Here is a 24698-nt window from a genome sequence, read left to right as displayed (position 1 = left end):
GCTACCTCCTCAGCTTAGGGTCAAGCGCATCCTGCAATCCGTCCCCCAGCACATTAAACGCGTACATCGTCAGAGATATGAAAAAGGCCGGAAAAAACAGGCGCCACCAATGCCCAGACAAAATCGTAGGCAGGCCGTCATTCGCCATCACGCCCCAACTTGCAAACGGAGCCTGTATGCCGAGGCCGAGAAAGCTTAAAAATGATTCTGCGAATATAGCGGCAGGTACGGTTAATGTCATTTGTACGATGATCGCTCCCATAGTATTCGGCAGCAAATTCTTCCGGATGATGCGAAAGGTTTTCGCGCCAAAGGTTTTCGAGGCGAGTACATATTCATAATTTTTAATCTGAAGCACCTGGCCTCTTACAATTCTCGCCATGCCGACCCACCCGGTCACAGTCAGCGCCACAATAATAGTGCCCAGTCCCGGTCCCATGAGCACCATCAGCAAAATGACAACAAGCAGGTACGGCAGTCCGTACAGCACTTCGATAATCCGCATCATAATGCTGTCAATCCTGCCGCCTTTATAGCCGGCAACGCCTCCGTAAATGACACCGATCAAAAAATCAATCAGTGCTGCCATCACGCCGACAAACAACGAAATTCTCGCGCCATACCATGTTCGGGTAAACACATCCCGGCCGAGTTCATCGGTGCCGAACCAATGATCGGCTGAGGGCGGAAGATTTTGTTCTGTCAGCGATTGGCGTACGACACTATGGGGCGATAAAAAGGGCCCGATAACTGCCATGACAAAAAGAAATAAAAGAATAAAGAGTCCGGCCATCGCTAATTTATTTTTCTTCAGCCTCCTCCAGGCATCCTGCGTGTATGACAAACTCGGCCGCTTGACCGAATCGGCTTCCCGATTTTTTTCCTGATTCGAGACAAACCACTCATCAGGCACCTGATTGTGCTGTTCTGGCTGGCGTTCATCCGTTTGTACAGGGAGATTCACACGCTTCACCCTTTCTTATGCAGTTTAATGCGCGGGTCTAAGAGACCGTAGGCCAAATCGACCAAAAACAGCATGATAATCAGAATGACGCTGTAAAAAACGGTCGTTCCCATAATCACGGGATAGTCCCGCTGATTAATGCTTTCAACAAAATATTTTCCCATTCCCGGAATGGCAAAGATTTTTTCAATGACAAAACTTCCTGTTAAGATGCTGGCGACGAGTGTGCCCAGGACGGTAATGACGGGCATGAGTGCATTTCTGAGTGCGTGTTTTACAATAATTTTGAACGGAGAAAGCCCTTTTGCTTTTGCTGTGCGGATATAATCCTGTGTCAGAACTTCGACCATGCTCGACCGTGTCAGCCTGGCAATGATCGCCATTGGCCCTACAGCAAGCGCTGCGGTCGGAAGCACCATATGAATCGGGCTCGTCCATGTGGCAGCAGGAAATAGTTTGAGATTGACAGCAAATTGCTGAATGAGCAATGTTGCCAGAATAAAATTCGGGATGGAGATGCCGAGTACTGCAAGACTCATCGCGGCGTAGTCCAAAAAGCCATTGCGGCGGAGTGCAGCGATTACGCCCAGCACCAGCCCAGAAATCACAGCAATGACAATCGCTGTCATCCCAAGCTCAAAGGAAACGGGAAATCCGCGTTCCAGCATATCATTTACACTGTCCGACGGTTTTTTAATTGAAGGTCCTAAATCGAATGTAATGATGGATTTTAAGTAGAAAATGTATTGGAAAATGAGAGGATCGTCTAAGTGATAGTAGGCTTCGAGATTTTTTTGAACGGCTTCATTTGTGCCTCTCTCCTCGTTAAAAGGAGATCCAGGAATGACCTTCATGAGAACAAAAGTCAGGGTGGTAATCACCAAAATCGTAGCTGCCATTGCCCAAAAACGCTTTATCATGTATCGCGCCAAAGCCTAAAACACCCCTTTAGCAGAATGATGTCCGCATCGCAAGCTCAGTCATGACAAGCATCGCCTGATAGGCTTCAAGCATGTCCTTCGCCTGAAATTGAACGGTTGTAGTTCCCGTCTTGATTTCCGTTCCCGGCATCAGATTCGCCCATTCTGCTTGGCCATAATTGGCGAATTCAATGCTCAGAACTGGCCTGTCAGGCGGTGTGAGCGGCTTGACTTTGTCCTTGTTTTGCAGGGCAAACGCGGTTTTTTCTGTCAACAGCCGTCCGGCTTTCGCAGGGGACAAGCACTTCACTGCGGATCTTGAAATGGTTTGTTTGACTGCGGCTGTCGTCACGTTCGGGATAAGCTCTTCTGCTTCCTTCGCCGCCCGGTCATCCCCGGCTACCATTAATACCGGGACATCATAATATCCGGCAACGTATGCATTTAATCCAAGCTCACCGACAGGCCGATCGTTTATGTAAAAATGACGGACGCCGAAAATCATGCTGTGTGACATGACACCGGGAGTCGAGGCTCTCGCATGATAACCGAGAAACAAAGCGCCTGTAAACGTATCATCCAGTCCCTCCACCATTGAAAATGGTTTGACGTCACCAGAAATCAAGTCTGCTTCAGGGTGAAGCTTTTCAACCATCAGATTATTCATCTTCGAATGACTGTCATTGACCAGCACCTCGGTACACCCGCTGTTAAATGCTTCAGCAATACAGTAGTTGGCTTCTTCAGTCATGATAAGCCGTCCGCGTTCATAATTCCGCTTGCCGGAATCCACAAAGGTATCGTCCGGAAGACCCGAAATACCTTCCATATCTACTGACATGTACAATTTCATAACGCTCCTCCTTTTTTACTAAATTATGAATATTCTAACAGATTATATTAAAAAAAGAGGAAAAATGCAATATAACTGGGGAAAATCTCAACCACTCAGTGATAAAAAAAGAATCCTTTTTCAAGGATTCATGTCTGTTTACCAACCAGTTCTGTAAGCAGTTCATATTTTTTCAGGGTTCTTTCAAACACCTCATCAAAAACGTCCGGCACAGAGGCACGTATCACCTCAGCTCCCTCTCCCGTTATTCCGCCTTTGGTTGCGACACGTTCCAGCGTCTCCTCGAAAGACATATTTTTTTCGATCAGCAGCTTGCCAGTTCCGTATAGCGAATGAATCAGAAAATCAAAGGCTTCTTCTTTGGACAGGCTGCTGTTTCTGACGGCAGACAGTGCCAGCTCTTCAAAGATTGCCGCTATGAATCCCGGTGCCGAGCTCGTTAAATTGCTGGCCGCATCTAAATTCGATTCTTTGATTTCTCGTACACGGCTGAAAACCGATAACAATTCATTCAGATGCTCTTTCTTCTCCGCAGCCAGTGCTTCACTGTGAACGACAAGTGAGATGCCAGCTTCTGCTTCGGACGTAATGGCAGGAATAACACGTGAGATACCCGCTTCTGTTTCTGCCTCCAAAAGACGCAGCGGCACACCGGCAGCTATGGATACGATGTGAGTATTTCTGTTCACATACGGGTGCAGACGGCGCATTGTTTCGATGACATGGAGCGGCGGGACGCATATCAAAATCAATTGGCACGTATTTGCCCAATTCTCCAACGGATCAGCCGATACGTTTGGATAATCTGACATGAGTGCCCGCAGCCGCTCCCCCTTCGTTCTCGTCTCAATAAATAGCTCATTCTCTTTTATTTGTTCATGTTTCAACAGCTGTCTGGCGATCATATCCGCCATGCTGCCATATCCAATCAATCCAATCTGTTCCATCGACTCAGTCCTTTCATATACAATAAAGAGTGTACCGTTTTCCGCCCTTTTTCACAATTTCCCATAATCTTTTCATTTTTATCCCACAGTTTTTGTTTATGATAAACTCAAGTCATAAAACTATCATAATCAAATAGAAATTAGTGAGAATAGAGAAACGGAGTGAACATGATGGATAACAATCGTGACGAAAACAGAACGGAAGGAAATGAGAATGAGGTCTTTCTAGCGAAAGAGAACGATCAGAGCACCTCCTACTCAGCCCGCAATGTCATGCATGATCAGGAGAAGAAAAAACGAGGGTTCGGATGGTTCAGACCGCTGCTTGGCGGAGTGATCGGCGGCAGTATCGCCCTTGGGATTTACACGTTTACACCGCTTGGCGACCATGATTCTCAGGACACTGTAAAACAGTCATCCAGCCAACAGCAAACGCAATCTGTTACAGCTAAAAGCACGTCCTCTGAATCTAGCAAAAGCTCATCAAGCTCAAGCAGCTCATCTGCATTCAAAAATGAAGATTCTTCTAAAATCTCAGATATGGTGGAAGACCTTTCACCGGCAATTGTCGGCATCACAAATCTTCAGGCTCAGTCAAACAGCTCTTTGTTCGGCTCTGACTCATCCGGTTCCAGCTCTGATTCCAGCGAAGATACAGAAAGCGGTTCAGGATCGGGTGTCATTTTCAAAAAAGAGAACGGCAAGGCTTATATCATTACAAATAACCACGTTGTAGAAGGAGCATCTTCACTGAAGGTATCTTTATATGACGGCACTGCGGTGACAGCAAAGCTCGTAGGCAGTGATTCGTTAACAGATTTAGCGGTTCTCCAAATCAGTGATGACCACGTAACAAAAGTGGCAAGCTTCGGCGATTCATCTGATCTCAGAACTGGCGAGACCGTCATTGCGATTGGAGATCCGCTCGGAAAAGACCTGTCCCGCACAGTAACACAGGGGATTGTAAGCGGCGTGGACAGAACGGTTTCGATGTCAACATCAGCCGGTCAAACAAGCATTAACGTGATTCAAACTGACGCCGCGATTAACCCAGGTAACAGCGGCGGTCCGTTGTTAAATACAGACGGCAAAATTGTCGGCATTAACAGTATGAAAATCAGTGAGGATGATGTAGAGGGCATCGGATTTGCCATTCCAAGCAATGACGTAAAACCGATTGCAGAAGAATTGCTGTCTAAAGGACAAATTGAACGTCCGTATATCGGTGTCAGCATGCTTGATTTAGAACAAGTGCCGCAAAACTACCAAGAAGGCACACTCGGCCTGTTCGGCAGCCAGCTGAATAAGGGCGTGTACATCCGCGAGGTCGCTTCAGGCTCTCCTGCTGAAAAGGCTGGGTTGAAAGCGGAGGATATTATCATCAGCCTGAAGGGCAAAGAAATCGATACAGGCAGTGAATTGCGCAATATCTTATATAAAGACGCAAACATCGGTGATACCGTTGAAGTAAAAATTCTCAGAAACGGCAAAGAAATGACAAAAAAAATCAAACTCGATCAAAAAGAAGAAACCACTTCTTAAGAAATATCGCCTCAGGCCGCAAAAGGCCTGAGGCTTTTTATTAGACAAAAGACCTGTTGCTCTATGAAACTTTCTACTGAGACATCTGTATATCATTCAGACTGACATCATTCTAATCAGATGCATGTTTGAGAAAGAGATATAAACATGAAAACCGTAGGCTTGAGCATGATCTGGGCAGGATTAGCTTTTCTGTGCTAAGCTTGCTCCTTTCTGAATCGACATTGGCATGGGAAATTACACTGGGTGCCAGTATTTTATTAAACATCACTGGTACGGCTGTGATCATGCGTTTCTTAAAAGCCCCTCAATATAACAGCTGACATGCAGCAAAGCCTAAGACGAAAGCTTTTAGGCTTTGCCGTTTTTATTTCAGCATGCCTGAACCGCAGTGCAAGTTCTCAATCCCTTCTTCCCATAAATCTATCAGCTTCTTTTACTTTGATTACTGGAGAATAAAAACCCCTGTCTCTAACGGACAGGGGTTTCAGGTTATGACATATGCTGGTCTCTATAGAGTCTTTTATTTTCAATTCCATATGATTTCTGAACGATGTAAAGCGGCCTGTCTTTAGCTTCATCGTAGATTCTGCCGATATATTCGCCGATCATCCCTAGAATCAGAAGGACGATGCCGCTGAACAGGAGCTGGATCACAATAAGTGATGACCAGCCGGTAATGGTGCTGTCTGTGAATAGCTTTAGATACAGCACGATAAACATATACAGAAATCCTGCACCTGACATTAACATCCCCGCATAGCTTGCCAGCTTCAGCGGTTTGTGTGAAAATGTCGTGATGCCATCCATTGACAGCTTCAGCATTTTCTTCAGCGGGTACTTTGTTTCTCCGGCGAGCCTTTCATCACGTACGTACTCGACCGCTGTCTGTTTGAAGCCCACCCAGCTGACGAGCCCTCTGACAAAAGGATTTTTTTCTTTTAATCTCTTCATTTCATCACAGACTTTTCTGTCCATGAGGCGGAAATCCCCCGTATCAATCGGGATATCAATATCTGTCATGCTGCTGAGGAGCCGGTAAAACATAGCCGCAGTTTGTTTCTTGAAAAAGGTTTCCCCTTTTCGTTTTGTTCGCACGGCGTACACGACCTCATAGCCTTCCTTCCACTTTTCAATCATCTCTAAAATCAATTCAGGAGGGTCCTGCAAATCGGCGTCAATGACGACGATTGCATTCCCCTGCGCATAATCCATTCCCGCTGTAATGGCGATCTGGTGCCCAAAGTTCCTTGAAAAATCAATGATTTTCACTCTCGGATCGATTAGGCTGTGCTCTCTTAAAATCTCAATACTGTGATCTTTGCTCCCATCGTTGACAAAAAGCAGCTCGTAGTTTTCCTTCGTTTGATCCATGACCTCTTTTAAGCGCTGATAGGTTTCATGAATGACAAGCTCTTCGTTATACACAGGTACAACAATTGAATATTGAATATGTCTGCTCATGTTTTTTCCTCCTATTCATCAGCATTTAGTTCGTATAATGTAGCTGACTGATTCATTCCGCCAGGTCCGACGCCCATTTGGCCGTTTTCGCCTGAAGACTTGCTGTTGCTTGATGTATCAGCTGAATCAGTATTTTCTGTTTTCTGATCAGATGATGATTGTTGATCAGAGCTTGATTGCCATTTATCTGAAGACACTTCTTTCCCGTTTTTCTGAACCCATTCAATAATGTCATTGTTTCCGCCTCTTCTCATTCCAGAAGCTAAGAAGTATTTCACTTTTCCTTCTTTTACAAGCTTTTTAAATTGAGTCAGCGTAATCGCCGGGTCAGAACCGCTGAATCCGCCAATTGTCATAACAGCTTTTTTCGTTTTAATAATATATGGCGCCGCTGTGTTCGAGTCGGTTGTGGCGAATAGGTATTCAGTTCCGGAGTTATTTTCCTCTAGATATTTGATCAGTTTTTCATTTACAGTCGCATCAGACATTCCCATGCCTTTTCCGCTCATTGATGCGAGCTGAGGCCCTGTTTCAGGCTGTGAGCTGTTGCCTCCGTACAGAAGCGGTGTGCTTGCCCAATAAATCGGCATCACCAGCAATGCAAGAAGAGCTGCAAGTGATACATAATAACTGATCGGTTGTTGGCGCTGTTTGAACAGAAGCAGAGCAATTGCAGATAACGCGCCGATAACCCCTACACCGATGCTCCATCCTGCTCCGATTTGATCGTTGTAGTTTCTGAGAATGAACAATTCAAATCCAGTTGTCGCAATAATCGCTGCCGGCAGAAGCCATGATTTCCAGCCTGTCTGATTGCGATACAGATGAACAAGGGCAACCCATCCCGCACCGACAAGAGCCGCAATCGGCGGTGCCAGCATAATGAGATAATAATGATGGAAAAATTCTGCGACACTGAAGAATCCGGCAATCGGTACAAGCCACGCAACCCAGAACACCGTTTCCTTCTGCTCTATAGATAATCTTCTTCTTTCTCTCGCGCCAGCGATCAGTAAGCCTGCAATTCCAAAAATCGCAAATGGCAGAAGCCAGCTGATTTGATCAGATAACTCTTGTTGGAAAAGCCGCAGCGGACCAGGTGTTCCCGTCCCGAACATTCCTGAACCTGATTGCATTTTTGAACCGGTTCCTGTACCGCCTTTCCCTCCGTCTCTGCCAGGTCCGCCTTGGCCGCCATCTCCTCCGCTTGGAGGGCCTTCTTGACCGCCGCTAGGCATTTGACCATTGGATGGAGGCGCCGCCATATTGCCATTTGATGATTTATCATCGCTTGATGAGCTGCTGCCTGATGCTGATGACTGATTAGGCGGTGCTTGAGTTTGCGATGAACTGTTATCGGAAGAAGACATTTCTTTTGAAGCGTCTCCGTTTGATCCGCCCTGGCCGCCGGAATTTTGGCCTGTCAGCCGCTGAATCCCGTTATATCCGAAAGCCAATTCCAAAACAGAGTTGGTCTGGCTGCTTCCGATATAAGGCCGCTTGCTTGCAGGGATATTGTCAACAATGAGCGGCCATGATAACGAAACGGCTGCCAATACAGCTAAAGCACTTACCAGCGAAATGATTTTTTTCTTCATCGCGGCATTTGCCGCAATCAAATAGAACAATAGGAAGGCCGGTAAAATCATGTAAGCCTGTAGCATTTTTGTATTGAAACCTACTCCAACAACGAAAAACGCTGCTAACAGCCAGATCAGCTTTCCTTTTTTGATGGCTTTAAAGAGAAGCCAAGTAGCCAGCAATAAGAAAAATACCAGTAATGCATCAACATTGTTTGTACGTGCTACAGCTACAGCAATCGGCGTACATGCCATAATAAATGAGGCAATGCGCGCCGCCGTTTTTCCGAATGTCGGCTTAATCAGCAAGTACATAAGAAGTACTGAACCTACACCTGCCAATGCTTGAGGGAGAATGACACTCCACCCGTGCATACCGAATATCAGTGCACTGATCGTTTGGATTTGGTATGTAACAGGCGGTTTATCAACTGTTATAAAGCCGGCAGCATCGAACGAAGCATAAAAGAAATTATGAAAGCTTTGCATCATACTTGTAACTGCCGCGGTGTAATAAGGATTCACCGTGTCGTCCTTCCAAATGTTATAGATATTTAAGAATGCAGATGCGAGCAAAATGAGGATGAGGAAAATATCCAGCTCGCGTTTTTTCTTTTCCACGTGTTTTTCACTCCTTTTTGTCTAACTTTGAAATAGTGTAACAAGCAAATATGAATAAACTATTAATAAACAAAGACAATATTTTTGCCGAGTCCATTTCATACCAATCGTCCATATACGCAAAGGGTTTTAAGCCATTTCTCCCAATCAGCATCTGATATTTCCTCCCTAATAAGGCATGCTGTTTAGGTCAAAATTAATTATGGTAATAAAAAAAGCCTTCCGGCGGCGCCGGAAGGCAAATGAATTCAAATTTATTGAATCGGTTTTAGTTTCGCTTCAATTTCAGCTCTTCGATGCTCAAGGTACGGCGGAAGAGCAATCGTTTGGCCAAGCTCATCAAGGTTTTCATCAACCATAAAGCCTGGTCCGTCTGTTGATAACTCGAACAAGATGCCGTTCGGCTCTCTGAAATACAGCGCCTTGAAGTAGTAGCGTTCAACGATGCCGGAATTGCTATAGCCTTCCCGGCTGATGATCTGGTGCCACCCGGCAAGTTCTTCTTCATCTCTTACCCGAAACGCGACATGGTGAACACTTCCTTTGCCTTGGCGCTCTCGCGGAAGATCGTTTCTTTCTATTAAATGGATTTCCGTTGCCGCACCGCCTTCTCCAGATTCCAAAATAACGGCGGTTCCTTGCCCTTCGACTGCTTCACGGCTGATTTCTGTAAATCCAAGAATATTCGTCAATACGTGTAAGGTTGATTCAGCGTATGGCACAGTCAGTTCAACCGGCCCTAACCCGCGAAACGAAAACTCTTCCGGAATGCCGCTTTGTTTAACAGGCAGACCATATCCTTTGCCTTTCTCATCAGCAGTCAGCACAAGGCGCTGTCCTTCATGATCTTGGAATGCCAATATGTCACGTCCGGCTCTTTTGGCAATGCCGCTGTGCGCCACCTGATGCTCTTCAAAACGTTCTTTCCAGTAATGCAGAGCTTCTGTGCTTGGAACGCGCAAACCAATAGAAGAAATGCTGTTTGTTCCCGCATGAAACGGCGCAATGCGCGGAATCTCGAAAAACGTCAGCTCAGTTCCCGGATTTGCCACTTCATCTCCGTAGAACAGATGATACATTGTCGGTTCATCCTGGTTGACGGATTTTTTGACGAGCTTTAATCCTAATACTTTTTTATAGAAATCTAAGTTTTTTTGTGCGTCGGCTGTTAATGCCGACACGTGGTGTATGCCGTTGACTTTCATATGCTGTCCCTCCAGGTTATTTTATCTCGATTTCGAGATATTATATCATAGTTGTATATTTATTGTTCTAATAACAAAGTATTTTATTCGCATGAGAAAGTCAACATATCAGCTTCACCGAAGGTTCGTTCATTCTCTGAATTCTCACCTCCCCTCCGTACCGGCTAAAATCCCAACGCAGAAAACACGAACTTTACAAATAAAAATCATGAAGTTTATTCGTTTATAGATCGTTAAAACAGGTATTTCCACAGTTTTATCTGCTGTACACAAAGCAAATTTCGAAAATCAGAAAATTTATTTTATTTCACTTTTCTAAAATAGGGTTTACAATATGAAAAAATAGATTCTTCAACATGAAGCTTCAACATCATAGGAGGTTAAGGACATGCATACTGAAGACAACGGTTTAAAAAAAGAGATAGGCCTCTTGTTTGCCCTTACTCTTGTCATCGGAACCATTATCGGTTCTGGTGTTTTTATGAAGCCCGGCGCTGTGCTTGCTTATTCAGGTGATTCAAAAACGGCGCTTTTCGCCTGGCTGTTAGGCGGTATTTTAACACTGGCGGGCGGTTTGACAATCGCGGAAATCGGAACGCAGATTCCAAAAACCGGCGGTCTTTATACGTACCTTGAAGAAGTGTACGGCGAGTTTTGGGGATTTTTGTGCGGCTGGGTGCAGATTATTATTTACGGCCCGGCGATTATTGGCGCGCTGGGTTTATATTTTGGATCTTTAATGGCGAATCTTTTCGGCTGGGGATCTGGACTATCAAAAGTCATTGGAATTATAGCAGTTCTCTTTTTATGCGTCATTAATATTATCGGTACAAAATACGGCGGTTTTGTCCAAACGCTGACAACGATTGGAAAACTGATTCCGATTGCCTGCATCATCATCTTTGGCCTTTGGAAAGGCGATCAGCACATCTTCACAGCAGTAAACGAAAGCATTTCCGATATGAACTTCGGGGCGGCTATTTTAGCTACATTGTTTGCTTATGACGGTTGGATTCTCCTTGCCGCTCTCGGCGGAGAAATGAAAAATCCCGAAAAGCTGCTGCCACGCGCTATGACGGGCGGATTATTAATTGTAACGGCGATCTATATTTTCATTAATTTTGCATTGCTTCACATCCTGTCAGCGAACGAAATTGTCACGCTTGGTGAAAATGCGACAAGCACCGCTGCAACCATGCTGTTCGGTTCAATTGGCGGAAAGCTGATCAGTGTCGGGATTATCGTCAGCATCTTTGGGTGCTTAAATGGAAAGGTGCTTTCTTTCCCGCGTGTTTCATTTGCGATGGCGGAACGCAAACAGCTTCCATTTGCTGAAAAACTGTCACATGTACACCCGTCGTTCCGTACACCATGGATTGCGATTTCTTTTCAAATTGCTTTGGCTTTGATTATGATGCTGATCAGCAACCCTGATAAGCTCTCAGAAATCTCTATTTTCATGATCTACATTTTTTATGTGATGGCCTTTTTTGCAGTGTTTATTCTCCGCAAGCGAGCAAAGGGAGAAAAGCGCGCCTACAGTGTTCCGCTTTATCCATTTATGCCAATTCTGGCAATCGCGGGCTCCTTCTTTGTGTTAGGCAGCACACTCATTACAGATACAATGAGCTGCGGATTATCCATTCTCATCGGCCTTGCCGGACTGCCTGTTTATTACGGGATGAAAAAACGAAAAGCAAGCTGATAAAACGGTTCCCTTGTTTAGGGAACCGTTTTTTGGTGAAACAGAAGATAAAAGTTGACAGGAAAAACACAACTTTTGATATACTTTTTACGTTAAGCAGAAAGTTTTTGCAAACTTGGGTCGTTTTTTTAAAGCGAAGTAGGTCAAAATAAGGAGACACGATTTATCAAAAAAGTCAAGATACGTTTTTTTCGACTTTACCTGTTTTTTTTCGACAAAAGGCTATATAATAATTTGATGTGTGCATTGTTCATTCAAACTATGGAGGGTTTTTAATGATAAGAAGAAAAAAAGATAAGTTCTCACTCCTTTTAACAGAAATTGCAAAGAACATAGACGAAACTGCAGAATATTTTGTGAATTTTAAGGTCACTAACCAAACGACGCTTAAAGAATTTGCAGATACGTTAAAGGAATATGAAACAAAAGGTGACAATCATGTTCATGTCATGATTAAAGAGCTTAACAAAGCGTTCATCACTCCTATTGAGCGCGAAGATATCCTTCAGCTGACAAACAGCTTGGATGATGTGCTTGACGGAATCGAACATTTCTCTGCCATGATGGAGATTTTCTCAATTACTTCATCAGACGAGCATATCGATAAATTCAGCGGATACATCAGAGAATGTGCGAAAGAGATTTTGATTACGATCGAGCTGCTGGCAGAAAATCGCTTAAAGGATATTCAGCCTCACGCAATCAAAATTAAAGAGTATGAGCACAGCTGTGACAACTTGCACAGAAAATCATTAAAGAATCTTTTCGGAAATGAAACAGACCCAATCAAAGTCATTCAATATCGTGAAATTTACGAAACGCTTGAAGAAATCGCCGACTCTTGTCAAAGTGTTGCCAATAATCTTGAAACCATCATTATGAAAAACGCGTAACGAGGGGTAAAAATGGATATTCTATTAATATTAACGATACTAATAGTCATTTGTGCTCTGGCGTTTGACTTCATCAACGGGTTTCATGATACGGCAAACGCAATTGCGACTTCGGTATCAACAAAAGCGTTGAAACCGCGCCATGCCATTATATTGGCGGCTGTGATGAACTTTGTCGGAGCAATGACGTTTACAGGTGTTGCCAAAACCATTACGAAAGACATCGTAGATCCTTATACGCTGGAAAATGGCTCTGTTGTCATTTTGGCTGCGCTACTCGCTGCAATTGCCTGGAACCTTATCACATGGTACTACGGTATCCCAAGCAGCTCATCCCATGCCATCATCGGGGCTATTGCCGGTGCAGCCATTGCGGCAGCCGGATTTGCAGCGTTAAACTATAAGGGCTTCATTAAAATCATTGAAGCACTGATCCTATCACCAATTATTGCCTTTGTCCTTGGTTTTATTCTATATAGCATCGTTAAGCTGATTTTCAAAGACAGCAACTTGGCGAAAACGAATAAGCAATTCCGCAGAGTGCAGATTGTAACAGCTGCCCTGCAATCGTATACACACGGAACAAACGATGCGCAAAAAGCAATGGGAATTATCACAATGGCTCTCATCACAGCGAATTTACATACTTCTGCTAATGATATTCCTACCTGGGTGCAATTCGCCTGCGCGACAGCCATGGGTCTCGGAACATCAATCGGCGGCTGGAAAATCATCAAAACCGTTGGCGGAAAGATCATGAAAATCCGCCCGGTAAACGGTGTTTCCGCTGACTTAACCGGAGCAGCCATTATTTTCGGCGCCACGTTTATTCATTTGCCGGTCAGTACAACCCACGTCATTTCTTCATCAATTCTTGGCGTCGGTGCATCACACCGGGTAAAAGGCGTAAACTGGGGTACGGCCAAGCGAATGCTCATTACATGGGTCATCACGCTTCCGATTTCAGCGACACTTGGTGCCATCGCCTACTTTATTTTAAATATGATATTTTAATGTCACACCGCTTCTGTCAAAGGAGCGGTTTTTTTGATGGAACAGGAAAACCATCCGGATCTCTCGAATACAATAAGCAGAACCTATTTCAGATGTGAGGGATTCGAATATGGTTTTATTCTTTCAGATCATGGTCTGGTGCATCGTGGCCGGACTGGGGTTATACGTGTATGCCACGTGGCGTTTCGAAGCGAAGGTCAAAGAAAAAATCTCCGCCATCCGGAAAACTTGGTATTTGCTGTTTGTTCTGGGCGCTATGGTATACTGGACATATGAGCCCACTTCCCTATTTACCCACTGGGAACGGTATCTCATTGTCGCAGTCAGTTTTGCTTTGATCGATGCTTTTATCTTCTTAAGTGCATACGTCAAAAAACTGGCCGGCAGCGAGCTTGAAACAGACACAAGAGAAATTCTTGAAGAAAACAACGAAATGCTCCACATGTATCTCAATCGGCTGAAAACATACCAATACCTATTGAAAAACGAACCGATCCATGTTTATTATGGAAGTATAGATGCTTATGCTGAAGGTATTGATAAGCTGCTGAAAACCTATGCTGATAAAATGAACTTAACGGCTTCTCTTTGCCACTATTCGACACAGGCTGATAAAGACCGGTTAACCGAGCATATGGATGATCCGGCAGATGTACAAACACGGCTCGATCGAAAGGATGTTTATTACGACCAATACGGAAAAGTGGTTCTCATCCCTTTTACCATCGAGACACAGAACTATGTCATCAAGCTGACGTCTGACAGCATTGTCACGGAATTTGATTATTTGCTATTTACGTCATTAACGAGCATATATGATTTGGTGCTGCCAATTGAGGAGGAAGGTGAAGGATAATGGAACGTGCGTTTCAAAACAGATGCGAGCCCAGAGCGGCGAAGCCGTTTAAAATCCTGAAAAAACGTTCAACCACCAGTGTCGCAAGCTATCAAGTCAGTCCGCATACAGCAAGAATCTTCAAAGAAAACGAACGGCTGATTGACGAGTATAAACGAAAAAAAGCATGATCACACTAAAAGGACAAGGGAAAACAGCTCTTGTCCTTATTCCTTTTCTTAAAGGGTTACATATAATAAATACAAACAGAGGATAATGTCAGGTGATACAGTGAAAAAATTGGTGAGGCGTGTGAAGTTTGTTGATTACGGAAGGTTTGGGCTTTCCGGGTACTCGCTTCGGGTGAGGGAGCGCAGTGCCATGGTAATGAAACAGCTAAAAAAACGAACAAAAAAAAGCGACAATTAAACAATATGTCGCTTTTTATATTCATCATTTTTATCTGTTTCATTAAAAAGCCTTGCGTACATGATTTCTAAATACTTCATTGGCTGGATTATATATTTCACAATTCGGTTAAATGCTCGCGATCCCAAAATAGACGTTACACCTAATGCCATCGTAAAACATAATACTAATCGAGTATCAGGGTTTTGCTCATTTAACCAGCTGTTATGCGTAAATAACGGGAAGACAAAGATCATATGAAATAAAAAGATCGCTAGTGAGTGTTCTCCCCATTGGGTTAATTTGTTTTTTTCAGCACCAACTGCATTTAATAATAAGAAAATGCCTAACACAGCTAAGGAATAATGAAAGAATACAATAGCAGTATAACTGTGATTCTCTATATGGAATTTTTGATAGCCAAGAAAACCAAAAAACAGCTGATCAAATTTATCATGATGAAAGTCTAATATGATGAATATCAATGCAGAGACAGCTAAAGTGGAAAACAATTTAAACTTAAATTTGTCTAATGAACAATATATTTTACTCATCAGATCTCTTGAACAATAAAAACCAGCCAAGAAAAATGGAAGAAAAACAAAAGTCCTTAATATAGAAAGCGTTTGTGTATGCATATTACTATAGTATATTTTGATAAATTCTATTATCTCATCTGCGTAAAACCTGGAAAAAAAGCTTGCAACCAGTAATATAATCAACAATGTCGATTTTATGACATTTCTGCCGTTTATTTTCTTGAGAAAGATAGCTAATGCATACCAGCTGCAGAGACTGACAATATACCACAAATGAGTATGCGGTCTTCCGTAAGTAAATTGAATCACAGAAAAGTTACCTGCGTAGTAACGGTACACACAGTAAAAGGTTTGAAAAATAACATATAACAGAATGAGATTAATAACTTTTTTGATTGATGGCCTTTTGGAAAAATAACCATTTAAAAAAATAAAAGCAGGCATATGGAATGAATAAATGAATTCAATCATATTTTCCAGCCCGCTTTTACTAACACCCAGCAAATGGGCAAATACAACCAGAAATATCAATACACCTTTGACATTATTTAATTTAATATCTTTTTGCACAGTAAGACCACCCATAAATACAAAATTCGTCATATTCAGTATGGTTTTACTAGCTGAAGATGTCAATGTTTTCTTTCTACTTAACTAATAAGGCACGGATTTTCTCCCTAGTCGGAGGACCGTAGATACCGTCAGCAGTTAGACCGTTAACAGACTGAAAACGGGCAACTGCGTCAGCTGTTTTCGGTCCGTAAACGCCGTCAATTCCGTTGTTAACAGCGCCTTTATCAGGGTAAAAATACAGAGCCGCAAGTGCTCGTTGCACCTGAAAGACGTGTTCTCCTGAGGTATAAGGTGTTGTCAATTGAATGATACCATCAGGGAGCGGATAGAGCTCGGGTTCTTCAGCGGACGATGGAGCACTTACAATTAATACTTGACCAACGCGAATAAGATTCGGGTCTTCGATATTGTTCCACTCTTGCAGCTGAGCAACCGTAACACCAAATGCTCTCGCTATGGATGTAAGTGTGTCGCCCTGTTTCACGACGTAAGTTTGGCTGCCGCCTCCCCCAATTCCTGCTTTGAACGAATCCCACGTATCTAACAATTTTCGCGGACATTCCTTTCCTGACCAATACTTATGAGGGACGACATTGGCGAGACTGATATTTTGTTCAGCCATTAATGTTTTGATGAGCCACTGGGCATTTGCTGTTGCTTTTGCAAAATCGCCGTCGGCATTTTCGCAAATTTCAATTCCGATAGAAGCCCGGTTGCCGCTGCCATTTCCGTCTCCCGCATGCCAGCCGTTTTCATTTAAAGGCAGATGCTGATAAATTTCTGTATCATCAACTGTAAAATGCCAGCTTGTCGTCGTATCAGGATTTTTCAAATAGCGGGCATGCGCTGCAGCATCTGCTCCTACTGCGGTATTCGCTGTATTGTGCACCGTAATGTAAAGCGGCGTCATTGCGTAGCCTGGACGGTTATTTGCGCCAACCGGAATAAAGTCTTGAATAATGTTAACCATTTTCATCTCTCCTTATTTCGTCAGATTATTGTCCCTTAACAAGTCGCGCTGTTTTTTCCCTTTTTCTGTTACGTAGTTGTTTTTAAACCAAGCGGCAAGTGTCGTTCCAATTGTAAATGCGATGGAACCGGCTGAATAAAGAGCGTCAGCGAGCTGATTGACCTGCTCCTCCTGAATGTCCAATGGTGATTTGCCGAGTATCAGCATGGTCTGGTTGATTAAAGCAATTAAAAGAAGCACCGTCCTGATGACCGTGCCCTTGTCAAACGTGTTCATAAAATCCCCCTTTAATGCTGCAGAAGGCTGTACATAATGGCGATGGCTCCGCCAATGATGCCTGTAGACACTGCTGTAATGATGGCACCTGTGATGGTGCGTTTAATCCACGTGGTGTTTTCTTCAATTTTGTTTAATTTTTCGTTCAGCGTCATGATTTGCTGGTCTTGCCGGTCAGACACGCGTTCTAATGCGGAAACCCTCTGCTCAAGTGCTTTGTGCTCGCCTTTCATGTCTGCTAAATCCTGCTGAAACACATTCACATCTGCCTCTTGCTGCATCTCTCACTCCTCCTTCACATGCAGATCACCTCCCTTCCGAGGGCCGAGACTGTTATGAAACCGCGGTCCCTTTTACCGAAAGAGTACCGCCGGTGATACTGATAATCTCCATGATGATCTCCTTAAACCCTTTAATATCAAAGGCCCATGCCTCAGCTTTTCCTAATGTACTCAAAGCAGAGGTGGCATCATCAGTTTTCACGCCTCTGATCGGCAGTTTCTGTCCTGACACCGATTTGCCCCAAAATTTGACTTCGCTCATTTCCGCTGTGCCATATACTTCAACGAGTAAATGCGCGGCGCCGTCAACAGGTAAAGAAGCACCCTCGCCGGCGGACTCTGCATTTTCATGAAAGACAAAGTCAAATGTTTTGCGAGCCTCGACTTTCAGCCGTCCATCGTGTGTTTGATTATCCGCAAAGTCAATCTGTAAAGGCGTTTTTCCATTGACACGCACATCCATCTCACCCGCACCGACTGATTGGTATAATACAAACTCAGATTGCTGAAGATTCCCGTTCACATAACGGAAGCGGTAATAGCGTTTAGAAAGGTATACCCAGTCCGTCGCTGTCAGGACACCTGCTGCGACATTAACTGCTGCTGTCGTTGTCCAAACATTGTTGTTGTCGCTTTCTTCTATAAAGAGCGTCCCTTCACGATCTGCATACGCCCAGCCCTTCACTTTCGAAATCAGAACTGCGCCAAGCCTGTCCTGCCCGAGCTGACTGTATGCCTCAGTCGCCTTTAAGGCAGCATTTGTTAAAATCTCCGCTACGCCTGACAAATTCGAAACAGGTGTCACAAAATCATTTTTTCCTCCTCGATAGGGCTTTACAGCGCCGGCTTTTCCAGTCCTATCGAGAGGAAATTCATATTGATACTTCACCATCTTCATCCTCCTTTGATCTAAAAACAGGCAAAATAAAAAAGCCTTACATGGCTTTACCGGTAATTTCTTTATACTGGTCAGCTGTGATCAGCTTTTTGTTCACACCCTCTGCCAGATCCTCAATTGAACAGTCTTGATATGCTAAGGCCTGCTTCACCATATCCGTTGTCGCCCACTCATAATAGAGGGCAAGCACCCAATAATTCATTCGGCATAATCCCCTTTCAAAGAAAGTATTGAAAGCTTTATATCTGCCAGCTCGCTTCCCAAAGTTTTGTTCAGCTCTTCAAGCTGCTTGCGTGCTAGCTTTTCCTGCGACAACTCCTGAGCGAGAAGCTCTACTTGATCAGGCGGCTCATACGGCGGATTTTTTTGCAGCTCCTCCCACCAGGTTTCGAGTTCTTTTTGTGTTGGGATGGGCGAGCGCAGGTTCCATTTTTCAATGTAAGAACCATTGCCGTCATTCCTCAGTTCAAAATCCTTTCTTGGCACAGCGTCAGGGTATTTGTACATGATTGCGTCGTATAATATCATTATTGCACCTCCTACCGTGCAGGATAATTTCGGCCGCCAATTTCTGTTATATCAAAATAGTTATACCAGCCTAAACTATCTGTGATATAGCGTTGTGTCTGCCCGTTATATCCGACATATAAATAAATCTCAATATAGTCTCCCTTGTTGACAGATACTGTTGCTGCACCATATATACCTATATTAATGTTCGTATTATCTTCGGGATTCGAAGGGCTTATTCTATAATGCGCAATGTTTTTATATCTACTCCCATTTACATATATAGATGTTTCATAGTTTGCATATTCTAGATAATTTTCTATATATATACCAGCATTGACTAAATACATTCCGTCATTTGGTACAATAAAACGGTTGTTTGTAGGGTCGAAGCAATTATGGCTGTCTTTTATTTTCCTATTGTAATTAACTTTTTGAGACTCGCCTTTTATTAACAACTGTTTTCCAGTAGTACCAATATTTGCGTGAGCAAATCCTGAAATTTTCTGCCAAGCCGTCCATCCTGAATCTGCCCACCAATGGCGGATCCAAGAACCTGTGTTAGTAAAATAGGAGCTAGATTCATTTCCAGTTCCATAAAAGTATTGAGAAAATCTATAATTACTGTGTTTTTCATTTTTTACAATTCCATAGGTAAGCGGGTATCCTGTTGTATTATTTGCTCCTATATCCATAAAAGTCAGCCCAGCTGGATACTCATTGCCGCTTGTTCTAGCGTCTTGAATTGCATTGGATCCTGTAAGAACTGTTAATTTATTATTCGTATAATTAGAGTCAACATAGTTTTTAGCATCAGCTAAAGCTTTATCTGCTTTACTTTGTGAACCTTCCGATGTTTCTAATATATACCAATTAGTATAATCAGTACCATTAACAGCTACCCTTGTATAAAGTGTTTTCGTAGAGATGCTAAACCAATCTTGACGTGTAGCCCATTTATTTGCAGAAGGGTAGATAATTAATAAACCTGTTCTGTTATCATTTAGCGGAAATTGATTTTGCAATACTGGATTTGCATTCATGTAATTAGTGTCTAAACGATAAGTGCCAGGCGGAAGATTTAAATCATTTGCATCGGTTATTGAATTTAATGGTCTAGTAATAAAGGCCGTGCTGTTAGTATAATCTTTTGATTGGTTCAAAGCAGTATCAGCTTTTTTTTGCGCACCATCAGGTGTCTCCTGCTTAACATTCTCAACATTTCCGAGACCCACTTGTTGTTTAGTAACTGAATGTGGATTAGTTTTATCATTTTTATGAATATCTAATTCTGATTGAACTCTATCTATAAAATCTGTTGTTGCAATTTGTTTCCATCCTCTAAATTCTCCATCAGTGTGAACCATTCCAATCCACATCATGCTTCCCCAACTTTGGTAAGCTACTATTGTTTTCCTTCCTGAACCGCCTTCTATAATATCGTAGTTATACCAAGCTGAATCTCCTTCCACCGGATTGTTTACAACTGATTTACCAACTGCATAATAAAATCCAGAGGATAGTGTGAGAATATCGGTACCGTCTTGGAGTTGTATTCTTTTACCGTCATCTCCAGTAAGTTTAATTAGTTGTGCGGCATTCCATTTGTTTCTCTCACCTTCAGATACATGAACTTTAGTATTGCTTAAATGAGCATCAAAATCTGCTTGTGAGGCTTGTTTCACATTTTCGACATTCCCAAGTCCAACTTGTGCTTTTGTTACTTGGTTAGGATTATCTCTTCGTGCAGCAAAACTATCTGTATAGGCTTTTGCGTTGGCTTCGGCTTGATCTGCCTTATTTTGAGCTTCACCTGGAGTTTCTTTTGCGTTCCAGTTTTCACGCTCTGTCGATGTAACATGCCGCACCTGATCTTGCTCATGCTTGTCAAAATCCTTCTTCGCCGCCTGCTGCACATTATCCACATTCCCCAGCCCGATTTGCGCCTTTGTTGTGTTGTGGGGGTTGTTCATGTCGTTTTTGTGGGCGGCCAGGTCGGTGTGGGCGTCTTTTATGCCTTTTTCCCAGCGATTGACGTCATCTTCGTTGATGGGGTCGTCCGGAAGCCAGTCTGTTTTTTCTTCGTATGCCATGTTTACACCACCTCAAAAGTAAATCTGAAATCGAGTGTTCTGTTTTCGCTAACGTCCAGGTCAGTCTTTCTCTCTGTGATCACATTGCCCAGCTCGTCAAAAATTTGTACCATTTCGATATGCTTGATGTCTTCCTCACGTTTTGTCAGAACGGTGACGGTCGCACCGTCAATGGCGAGCTCTACTATTTCTGTTTTTTGGCCGTTGAGCAGCACGTGATCGATTCTGCTTTTTAGATCAGCCGCTGTGCGTTCTCTGTATATGGTTGAAATCAAGTTAAGACCACCTCATTGTTGTTAAGAGTGACAGAATAACCGACCTTGAGCTCACTGGCTGTTCGGTATCTGCGGTGATTCAGGATGACTGTATCTTTGATTTGCAGCGTCTCATTCAATCCTCCTCTGAGCGTATACGCCAAATGAGCGGGTTTCATGTTTTCTATCGCTTCGATCAGCTCATTCATGTGCTGGAGGTCATCAACATTGATATCGACGTTAAATCGGTATTCGCCGGGAAGCAGGCGGACCTGTGCAGACGGGTTTTTCAAGAAACGGTTTACCGCCTGCTCAATGGCCCTGTATGTGATGGGCGGGATGTTCGACATTTTGGAAATGAGCCGCAATCGTCTGATCTCATCAGTGTCGCCTGATTCCCGCGGTACGTTTAAAATCTTTTCCCAGCGGCTGAGCCCCCATGTCGCCGTCGGTACGAATAACTGATCCGTCAGATCAAATATGCTGTCATTTTGTTTATCAAACTCAGGCGCTTCCGCTTTCAGCAGCTCGGCCATTTCTTTAAGGCTGGTGAGAAACGGAGGCAGATACGCTGTCATGTCATCTTGTTTGCTCAATGATCTTCACCTGCCCAAGCTTAGGAATTTCCACGTCGCTCAGCACCAGATTTTCAGACGTGCCGTTGATTTGAATATTGGAGTAGTCACTGACTGATGGTGAATTATAGACGATATTGTTAATTTGAGAAAGGCGGATGACGTTATCTTCAAACGCCATTTTCTTAAAGAGATTTAAAACGCCTTCCTCAATTTCTGACTTCACTTCATCAATTGAGTGATTGATCTCAGGCAGCACTTCGGCAGAAATCTCAACTTCTTTCCAGACCGCGCTTTCCACTGTGACAACGGCTCCGATTGGCGCCTGTCCCTCTCCCTGTCCTGGTTCAGGGTCGATATAATCTTTCACTTTTTGAATTAAAATTTGAGAAGCGGGCTCAAGATTTGCATTCGTGACGACAATTTTGACCGTGCCTTCACCGTTCCAAAGCGGGAAGATCTTTGCCTTCCCCACACCGTCCACTTCTTCAGCCCACTCCTTATAATGCATTTTATTGGCACTGACGGCCTCACGCCGAACCCTTGTAAAATACCGTTCCCGCAAGCTGTCATCTCCTTCTTCCTCGCGTCCCGGAATCAGGATTTCTTTGACAATGGCCGTTTCTAAACCGGGAATGGTATCCAATGATAGTAAATTGCGTCCGGTCAGATTGGCATTTCCCGCTTCACCAGGTGTTTCACAGATGAGCGTCCCGTCTGCCGTATATTGAAAATAAAGATTATCCACGTAGAAACGGGAGCCGACAGGAATGGTTACTCCAGACGTAAACTCTCCCGCTCTGACAGCCTTTGTCGCGGCAGTTCTTTCAATTCCCGCTTCCGCTGCACGCCTGTCTAAAAATTCGCCTTGTGCGGTATCAGAAAAAACTAGCTCAAGCACAGTATCCATCCATATATAAGACTTCGCAAGCTCGGCCGCCGCCGGGGCTAACGCATTATAAATGACGCTGCCTTCTCTTGTGTCAATATCTGCGGAAATGCTGTTCAGCATACGCTCCATAATCGCTTCAAAAGTCTGATCTTCAAACATCTTCGCCAATCACCTCCTCAATCTCAAGCGTTCCTTCATCCGTCTCCACCACGAAGGACACATGAAACGCGTCGCCTTGTTTTTCAATCTCAAAATCTGTTACAGCCGATATCCGGTCATCATAAACCAGCGCCTCTTCTATCAGTCTCGGGATCTCCATCTTTTTATAGGCATCAGTCGTCTCATGATCTGTCAGCACGTCCTGAAGCTCGTTTCCGACATTATGGCTGTATATGGAATACGCATAGCGTTCTGTCTGTAAGGCGATATACACGAACTGCCTGATCGCTTCAAGCCCTGTAATCAGCTCATTCGTAATTCTTCCGTTTTCAAAATCTATTTTGTACGTTTGCGAGGTTTCAATGACTTCGCTCTCATCTTCAAAATCCTCAAACTCCACTTCTGGTGTCAGGGCCATGATGCCCACTCCTTTTTACATGCTAAATAAAAACCCCTTCGTATTGAAGCGGTTTTGTCTATACCTTATCTAAAATAAAAAACGATTGCCCGCCAGTCAGAGCCGCGGTCATGAGGCGATCCCCCGGTTCGAGTGCATCGTCTCCTCCGGACTGCATCCGTTTTGGGATAATGATGGCGTCAGCCGGTATGATCAGTTTGCTGTTTTCTTTTAATTTGATTTCCACAGGAGAAACCGAAACGACTTCAGCCGGGAGCAGTTCTACCGGAGACTCAGCGTCAACTGCGCCGACTGCCAAATGTTTTATAGCCTCACTTAATCTCATCAGGAAACTCCTTCCGGCATCGTATTCTTTTCCACAACATCGATCGTCATCGTATGTTTCGTTCCTTTAAATTCATGCCGGTCCGTATCTACCCAATAGGTTTTCTTGATGCCGGCCTCCGGAATCGAAATATAGACGGGCAAGCCGCTCTGCACTTCCGGGATGCCCACTGCCTGAATATTTTTCAGTTCTTTTTTCACGCCCTTTTTTTCAGCAAGGCGTACATCTGCCCGCTGCTGAAGCTGTGCCTGGTTGATGTCATCTGTGACCGTTTCCGTATATTGAAGCACACCGTATTTATTTAAGCCTGAACTGTCCTTGGCAGAGGCTTTATATGTCTTATTGTCCTTCTGCCGGCGAAGCACCACCCGAGTAGCAGTGTCGTTTATAGAAGTGCTGTATTGGTAGCCCGTGATATTGACGCCCGTTTCAAGCACCCATACTTCTGACGGATCTGGCCAAGCGCGCAGACCGAGCTTTCCTTTTTCCGAATACAGCTGGTAATGTCGTCCTGTCTGGCTTTTCGTCTGTTTCAGCGCTTTTAATATGATGTCATACAATGTCGTATCATTTTTAATGACAAGACTTTTGATCGTATGGCCTGTGTTTGCGATCGAGGTTGTCGGTATCTGGAAGTCACTAGCAATCCTTCTGATGATCTGGTCGGCCCGCTGATTGAAAAACACGTACATATCCTGGTTTTTGACCAGGTACTGAAGCATGTCATAAGCGCTGAAGGCAAGCGTATGCTCGTCCGGGGTTCTTGCAAAAACAATGCCCCGAAAAAGCTCTTTCCCCTTCCATTTAAACAAGACCGTATCTCCTTCTGAGACACTGTAATACGTCTGGTCGCCCTGTTTGGTGACGATGGTCGCTTCAATGGAGCGCGGCGCCTGATAACGATGGCCCTCAAGCGATACGCTTTCTGCAACCAGCTCAAGCCACTCTGTGTCTTTAATGACGAACAGTTCTATCATCATACAT

The 24698-nt window shown here is 43.9% G+C and carries 30 protein-coding genes; 8 read left to right on the top strand and 22 right to left on the bottom strand.

The genetic code is table 11. From position 1 onward, the window contains the following. Window position 1 precedes the first annotated feature (1 nt). From dppC to proG, 4 genes are all read right to left on the bottom strand, one after another. On the bottom strand, window positions 2-964 hold the full coding sequence (dppC, locus tag NYE49_RS07100; protein ID WP_014476568.1) for a dipeptide ABC transporter permease DppC: 963 nt from the start codon (window positions 962-964) through the stop codon (window positions 2-4). A gap of 5 nt (window positions 965-969) precedes the next feature. Continuing rightward, entirely contained in the window at window positions 970-1896 is a 927-nt protein-coding gene (dppB, locus tag NYE49_RS07095; RefSeq protein ID WP_047182502.1) for a dipeptide ABC transporter permease DppB, read from the bottom strand. Window positions 1897-1912: 16 nt separating this feature from the next. Further along, window positions 1913-2737, bottom strand: a complete 825-nt coding sequence (gene dppA, locus NYE49_RS07090; RefSeq protein ID WP_014479576.1) for a D-aminopeptidase DppA — start codon at window positions 2735-2737, stop codon at window positions 1913-1915. 128 nt (window positions 2738-2865) lie between these two features. Further along, a complete protein-coding gene (gene proG / locus NYE49_RS07085; RefSeq protein ID WP_015483138.1) occupies window positions 2866-3684 on the bottom strand; it encodes a pyrroline-5-carboxylate reductase ProG in 819 nt (272 codons plus the stop codon). 171 nt (window positions 3685-3855) lie between these two features. Here proG and htrA point away from each other — a divergent pair, with 171 nt between their 5' ends. Further along, entirely contained in the window at window positions 3856-5226 is a 1371-nt protein-coding gene (gene htrA, locus NYE49_RS07080) for a serine protease HtrA (protein ID WP_047182501.1), read from the top strand. A 194-nt stretch (window positions 5227-5420) separates the two neighbouring features. Next, window positions 5421-5549 (top strand): hypothetical protein, encoded by a 129-nt coding sequence (locus NYE49_RS07075; RefSeq protein WP_268550183.1) that lies wholly within the window; start codon window positions 5421-5423, stop codon window positions 5547-5549. A gap of 169 nt (window positions 5550-5718) precedes the next feature. Here NYE49_RS07075 and NYE49_RS07070 read toward each other — a convergent pair whose 3' ends face one another. The 4 genes from NYE49_RS07070 to NYE49_RS07055 all read right to left on the bottom strand — a co-directional run bounded on the left by NYE49_RS07070 (window position 5719) and on the right by NYE49_RS07055 (window position 10096). Beyond that, window positions 5719-6690: a glycosyltransferase family 2 protein gene (locus tag NYE49_RS07070; RefSeq protein WP_047182500.1), complete on the bottom strand. Its 972-nt coding sequence runs from the start codon at window positions 6688-6690 to the stop codon at window positions 5719-5721. Window positions 6691-6701: 11 nt separating this feature from the next. Then, window positions 6702-8891 carry a glycosyltransferase family 39 protein gene (locus NYE49_RS07065; protein WP_047182499.1) on the bottom strand — a complete coding sequence of 730 codons (2190 nt, stop codon included), beginning with the start codon at window positions 8889-8891 and terminating at the stop codon, window positions 6702-6704. A gap of 7 nt (window positions 8892-8898) precedes the next feature. Then, complete coding sequence (locus NYE49_RS07060; RefSeq protein ID WP_019258173.1) at window positions 8899-9045, bottom strand: hypothetical protein; 147 nt, start codon at window positions 9043-9045, stop codon at window positions 8899-8901. A gap of 100 nt (window positions 9046-9145) precedes the next feature. Further along, the gene (locus tag NYE49_RS07055; RefSeq protein WP_047182498.1) at window positions 9146-10096 is read right to left on the bottom strand and encodes a ring-cleaving dioxygenase; all 951 of its coding nucleotides are present in this window, start codon (window positions 10094-10096) and stop codon (window positions 9146-9148) included. Between the two features lie 388 nt (window positions 10097-10484). Here NYE49_RS07055 and steT point away from each other — a divergent pair, with 388 nt between their 5' ends. From steT to spoIISC, 6 genes are all read left to right on the top strand, one after another. Beyond that, entirely contained in the window at window positions 10485-11801 is a 1317-nt protein-coding gene (gene steT, locus NYE49_RS07050) for a serine/threonine exchanger (RefSeq protein WP_041850924.1), read from the top strand. Between the two features lie 275 nt (window positions 11802-12076). Next, on the top strand, window positions 12077-12694 hold the full coding sequence (locus NYE49_RS07045; RefSeq protein WP_003218470.1) for a DUF47 domain-containing protein: 618 nt from the start codon (window positions 12077-12079) through the stop codon (window positions 12692-12694). A 12-nt stretch (window positions 12695-12706) separates the two neighbouring features. Then, window positions 12707-13708: an inorganic phosphate transporter gene (locus NYE49_RS07040; RefSeq protein ID WP_003232642.1), complete on the top strand. Its 1002-nt coding sequence runs from the start codon at window positions 12707-12709 to the stop codon at window positions 13706-13708. A 109-nt stretch (window positions 13709-13817) separates the two neighbouring features. Further along, the gene (gene spoIISA, locus NYE49_RS07035) at window positions 13818-14564 is read left to right on the top strand and encodes a toxin-antitoxin-antitoxin system toxin SpoIISA (protein WP_047182497.1); all 747 of its coding nucleotides are present in this window, start codon (window positions 13818-13820) and stop codon (window positions 14562-14564) included. Then, on the top strand, window positions 14564-14734 hold the full coding sequence (spoIISB, locus tag NYE49_RS07030; RefSeq protein ID WP_003232646.1) for a three component toxin-antitoxin-antitoxin system antitoxin SpoIISB: 171 nt from the start codon (window positions 14564-14566) through the stop codon (window positions 14732-14734). Before spoIISA ends, spoIISB begins: the two co-directional genes overlap by 1 nt. Before the next feature lie 85 nt (window positions 14735-14819). Beyond that, the gene (gene spoIISC, locus NYE49_RS07025) at window positions 14820-14972 is read left to right on the top strand and encodes a three component toxin-antitoxin-antitoxin system antitoxin SpoIISC (protein ID WP_131228329.1); all 153 of its coding nucleotides are present in this window, start codon (window positions 14820-14822) and stop codon (window positions 14970-14972) included. Here the strand turns inward: spoIISC and NYE49_RS07020 are convergent. The 14 genes from NYE49_RS07020 to NYE49_RS06955 form a co-directional block, all read right to left on the bottom strand. Further along, on the bottom strand, window positions 14969-16060 hold the full coding sequence (locus NYE49_RS07020; protein WP_047182496.1) for an acyltransferase family protein: 1092 nt from the start codon (window positions 16058-16060) through the stop codon (window positions 14969-14971). The two genes, spoIISC and NYE49_RS07020, sit on opposite strands and share 4 nt — an antisense overlap. A 76-nt stretch (window positions 16061-16136) precedes the next feature. Further along, window positions 16137-17033: an N-acetylmuramoyl-L-alanine amidase gene (locus NYE49_RS07015; RefSeq protein WP_047182495.1), complete on the bottom strand. Its 897-nt coding sequence runs from the start codon at window positions 17031-17033 to the stop codon at window positions 16137-16139. 12 nt (window positions 17034-17045) lie between these two features. Then, window positions 17046-17309: a phage holin gene (locus NYE49_RS07010; RefSeq protein WP_015483133.1), complete on the bottom strand. Its 264-nt coding sequence runs from the start codon at window positions 17307-17309 to the stop codon at window positions 17046-17048. 11 nt (window positions 17310-17320) lie between these two features. Continuing rightward, complete coding sequence (locus tag NYE49_RS07005; RefSeq protein ID WP_003232655.1) at window positions 17321-17590, bottom strand: hemolysin XhlA family protein; 270 nt, start codon at window positions 17588-17590, stop codon at window positions 17321-17323. Window positions 17591-17642: 52 nt separating this feature from the next. Beyond that, window positions 17643-18482 (bottom strand): phage-like element PBSX protein XepA, encoded by an 840-nt coding sequence (gene xepA, locus NYE49_RS07000; protein ID WP_047182494.1) that lies wholly within the window; start codon window positions 18480-18482, stop codon window positions 17643-17645. Window positions 18483-18525: 43 nt separating this feature from the next. Beyond that, a complete protein-coding gene (locus tag NYE49_RS06995; RefSeq protein ID WP_047182493.1) occupies window positions 18526-18690 on the bottom strand; it encodes an XkdX family protein in 165 nt (54 codons plus the stop codon). Then, on the bottom strand, window positions 18687-19016 hold the full coding sequence (locus NYE49_RS06990) for an XkdW family protein (protein ID WP_047182492.1): 330 nt from the start codon (window positions 19014-19016) through the stop codon (window positions 18687-18689). The genes NYE49_RS06995 and NYE49_RS06990 overlap by 4 nt, the downstream gene beginning before the upstream one ends. Before the next feature lie 11 nt (window positions 19017-19027). After that, the gene (locus tag NYE49_RS06985; RefSeq protein ID WP_047182491.1) at window positions 19028-21091 is read right to left on the bottom strand and encodes a hypothetical protein; all 2064 of its coding nucleotides are present in this window, start codon (window positions 21089-21091) and stop codon (window positions 19028-19030) included. A 2-nt stretch (window positions 21092-21093) separates the two neighbouring features. Then, the gene (locus tag NYE49_RS06980; RefSeq protein WP_047182490.1) at window positions 21094-21366 is read right to left on the bottom strand and encodes a hypothetical protein; all 273 of its coding nucleotides are present in this window, start codon (window positions 21364-21366) and stop codon (window positions 21094-21096) included. Continuing rightward, window positions 21363-21941 carry a YmfQ family protein gene (locus NYE49_RS06975; RefSeq protein WP_015483131.1) on the bottom strand — a complete coding sequence of 193 codons (579 nt, stop codon included), beginning with the start codon at window positions 21939-21941 and terminating at the stop codon, window positions 21363-21365. The genes NYE49_RS06980 and NYE49_RS06975 overlap by 4 nt, the downstream gene beginning before the upstream one ends. Continuing rightward, entirely contained in the window at window positions 21925-22971 is a 1047-nt protein-coding gene (locus tag NYE49_RS06970) for a baseplate J/gp47 family protein (RefSeq protein ID WP_047182489.1), read from the bottom strand. Before NYE49_RS06970 ends, NYE49_RS06975 begins: the two co-directional genes overlap by 17 nt. Then, window positions 22964-23389, bottom strand: coding sequence for a DUF2634 domain-containing protein (locus NYE49_RS06965; protein ID WP_015483130.1), 426 nt, complete (start codon window positions 23387-23389; stop codon window positions 22964-22966). The genes NYE49_RS06970 and NYE49_RS06965 overlap by 8 nt, the downstream gene beginning before the upstream one ends. A 58-nt stretch (window positions 23390-23447) precedes the next feature. Beyond that, a complete protein-coding gene (locus NYE49_RS06960; RefSeq protein ID WP_015383440.1) occupies window positions 23448-23714 on the bottom strand; it encodes a DUF2577 family protein in 267 nt (88 codons plus the stop codon). Further along, the gene (locus NYE49_RS06955; protein WP_015483129.1) at window positions 23714-24691 is read right to left on the bottom strand and encodes a hypothetical protein; all 978 of its coding nucleotides are present in this window, start codon (window positions 24689-24691) and stop codon (window positions 23714-23716) included. The genes NYE49_RS06960 and NYE49_RS06955 overlap by 1 nt, the downstream gene beginning before the upstream one ends. Window positions 24692-24698 lie beyond the last annotated feature (7 nt).

It is taken from the genome of Bacillus sp. FSL L8-0358, assembly GCF_038593095.1.
Classification (GTDB): domain Bacteria; phylum Bacillota; class Bacilli; order Bacillales; family Bacillaceae; genus Bacillus; species Bacillus subtilis.
Note: the sequence above shows the minus strand (reverse complement) of the source record. Positions and strands in the feature narration are given on the sequence as shown.

Bases quoted from the DNA above. Each gene is read 5' to 3' on its own strand.
- dppA (WP_014479576.1), bottom strand. From the start codon at position 2,737: ATGAAATTGTACATGTCAGTAGATATGGAAGGTATTTCGGGTCTTCCG.
- proG (WP_015483138.1), bottom strand. From the start codon at position 3,684: ATGGAACAGATTGGATTGATTGGATATGGCAGCATGGCGGATATGATC.
- htrA (WP_047182501.1), top strand. From the start codon at position 3,856: ATGGATAACAATCGTGACGAAAACAGAACGGAAGGAAATGAGAATGAG.
- NYE49_RS07070 (WP_047182500.1), bottom strand. From the start codon at position 6,690: ATGAGCAGACATATTCAATATTCAATTGTTGTACCTGTGTATAACGAA.
- NYE49_RS07060 (WP_019258173.1), bottom strand. From the start codon at position 9,045: ATGCTGATTGGGAGAAATGGCTTAAAACCCTTTGCGTATATGGACGAT.
- NYE49_RS07055 (WP_047182498.1), bottom strand. From the start codon at position 10,096: ATGAAAGTCAACGGCATACACCACGTGTCGGCATTAACAGCCGACGCA.
- steT (WP_041850924.1), top strand. From the start codon at position 10,485: ATGCATACTGAAGACAACGGTTTAAAAAAAGAGATAGGCCTCTTGTTT.
- NYE49_RS07045 (WP_003218470.1), top strand. From the start codon at position 12,077: ATGATAAGAAGAAAAAAAGATAAGTTCTCACTCCTTTTAACAGAAATT.
- NYE49_RS07040 (WP_003232642.1), top strand. From the start codon at position 12,707: ATGGATATTCTATTAATATTAACGATACTAATAGTCATTTGTGCTCTG.
- spoIISA (WP_047182497.1), top strand. From the start codon at position 13,818: ATGGTTTTATTCTTTCAGATCATGGTCTGGTGCATCGTGGCCGGACTG.
- spoIISB (WP_003232646.1), top strand. From the start codon at position 14,564: ATGGAACGTGCGTTTCAAAACAGATGCGAGCCCAGAGCGGCGAAGCCG.
- spoIISC (WP_131228329.1), top strand. From the start codon at position 14,820: ATGTCAGGTGATACAGTGAAAAAATTGGTGAGGCGTGTGAAGTTTGTT.
- NYE49_RS07015 (WP_047182495.1), bottom strand. From the start codon at position 17,033: ATGGTTAACATTATTCAAGACTTTATTCCGGTTGGCGCAAATAACCGT.
- NYE49_RS07010 (WP_015483133.1), bottom strand. From the start codon at position 17,309: ATGAACACGTTTGACAAGGGCACGGTCATCAGGACGGTGCTTCTTTTA.
- NYE49_RS07005 (WP_003232655.1), bottom strand. From the start codon at position 17,590: ATGCAGCAAGAGGCAGATGTGAATGTGTTTCAGCAGGATTTAGCAGAC.
- xepA (WP_047182494.1), bottom strand. From the start codon at position 18,482: ATGGTGAAGTATCAATATGAATTTCCTCTCGATAGGACTGGAAAAGCC.
- NYE49_RS06995 (WP_047182493.1), bottom strand. From the start codon at position 18,690: ATGAATTATTGGGTGCTTGCCCTCTATTATGAGTGGGCGACAACGGAT.
- NYE49_RS06990 (WP_047182492.1), bottom strand. From the start codon at position 19,016: ATGATATTATACGACGCAATCATGTACAAATACCCTGACGCTGTGCCA.
- NYE49_RS06985 (WP_047182491.1), bottom strand. From the start codon at position 21,091: ATGGCATACGAAGAAAAAACAGACTGGCTTCCGGACGACCCCATCAAC.
- NYE49_RS06970 (WP_047182489.1), bottom strand. From the start codon at position 22,971: ATGTTTGAAGATCAGACTTTTGAAGCGATTATGGAGCGTATGCTGAAC.
- NYE49_RS06965 (WP_015483130.1), bottom strand. From the start codon at position 23,389: ATGGCCCTGACACCAGAAGTGGAGTTTGAGGATTTTGAAGATGAGAGC.
- NYE49_RS06960 (WP_015383440.1), bottom strand. From the start codon at position 23,714: ATGAGATTAAGTGAGGCTATAAAACATTTGGCAGTCGGCGCAGTTGAC.
- NYE49_RS06955 (WP_015483129.1), bottom strand. From the start codon at position 24,691: ATGATAGAACTGTTCGTCATTAAAGACACAGAGTGGCTTGAGCTGGTT.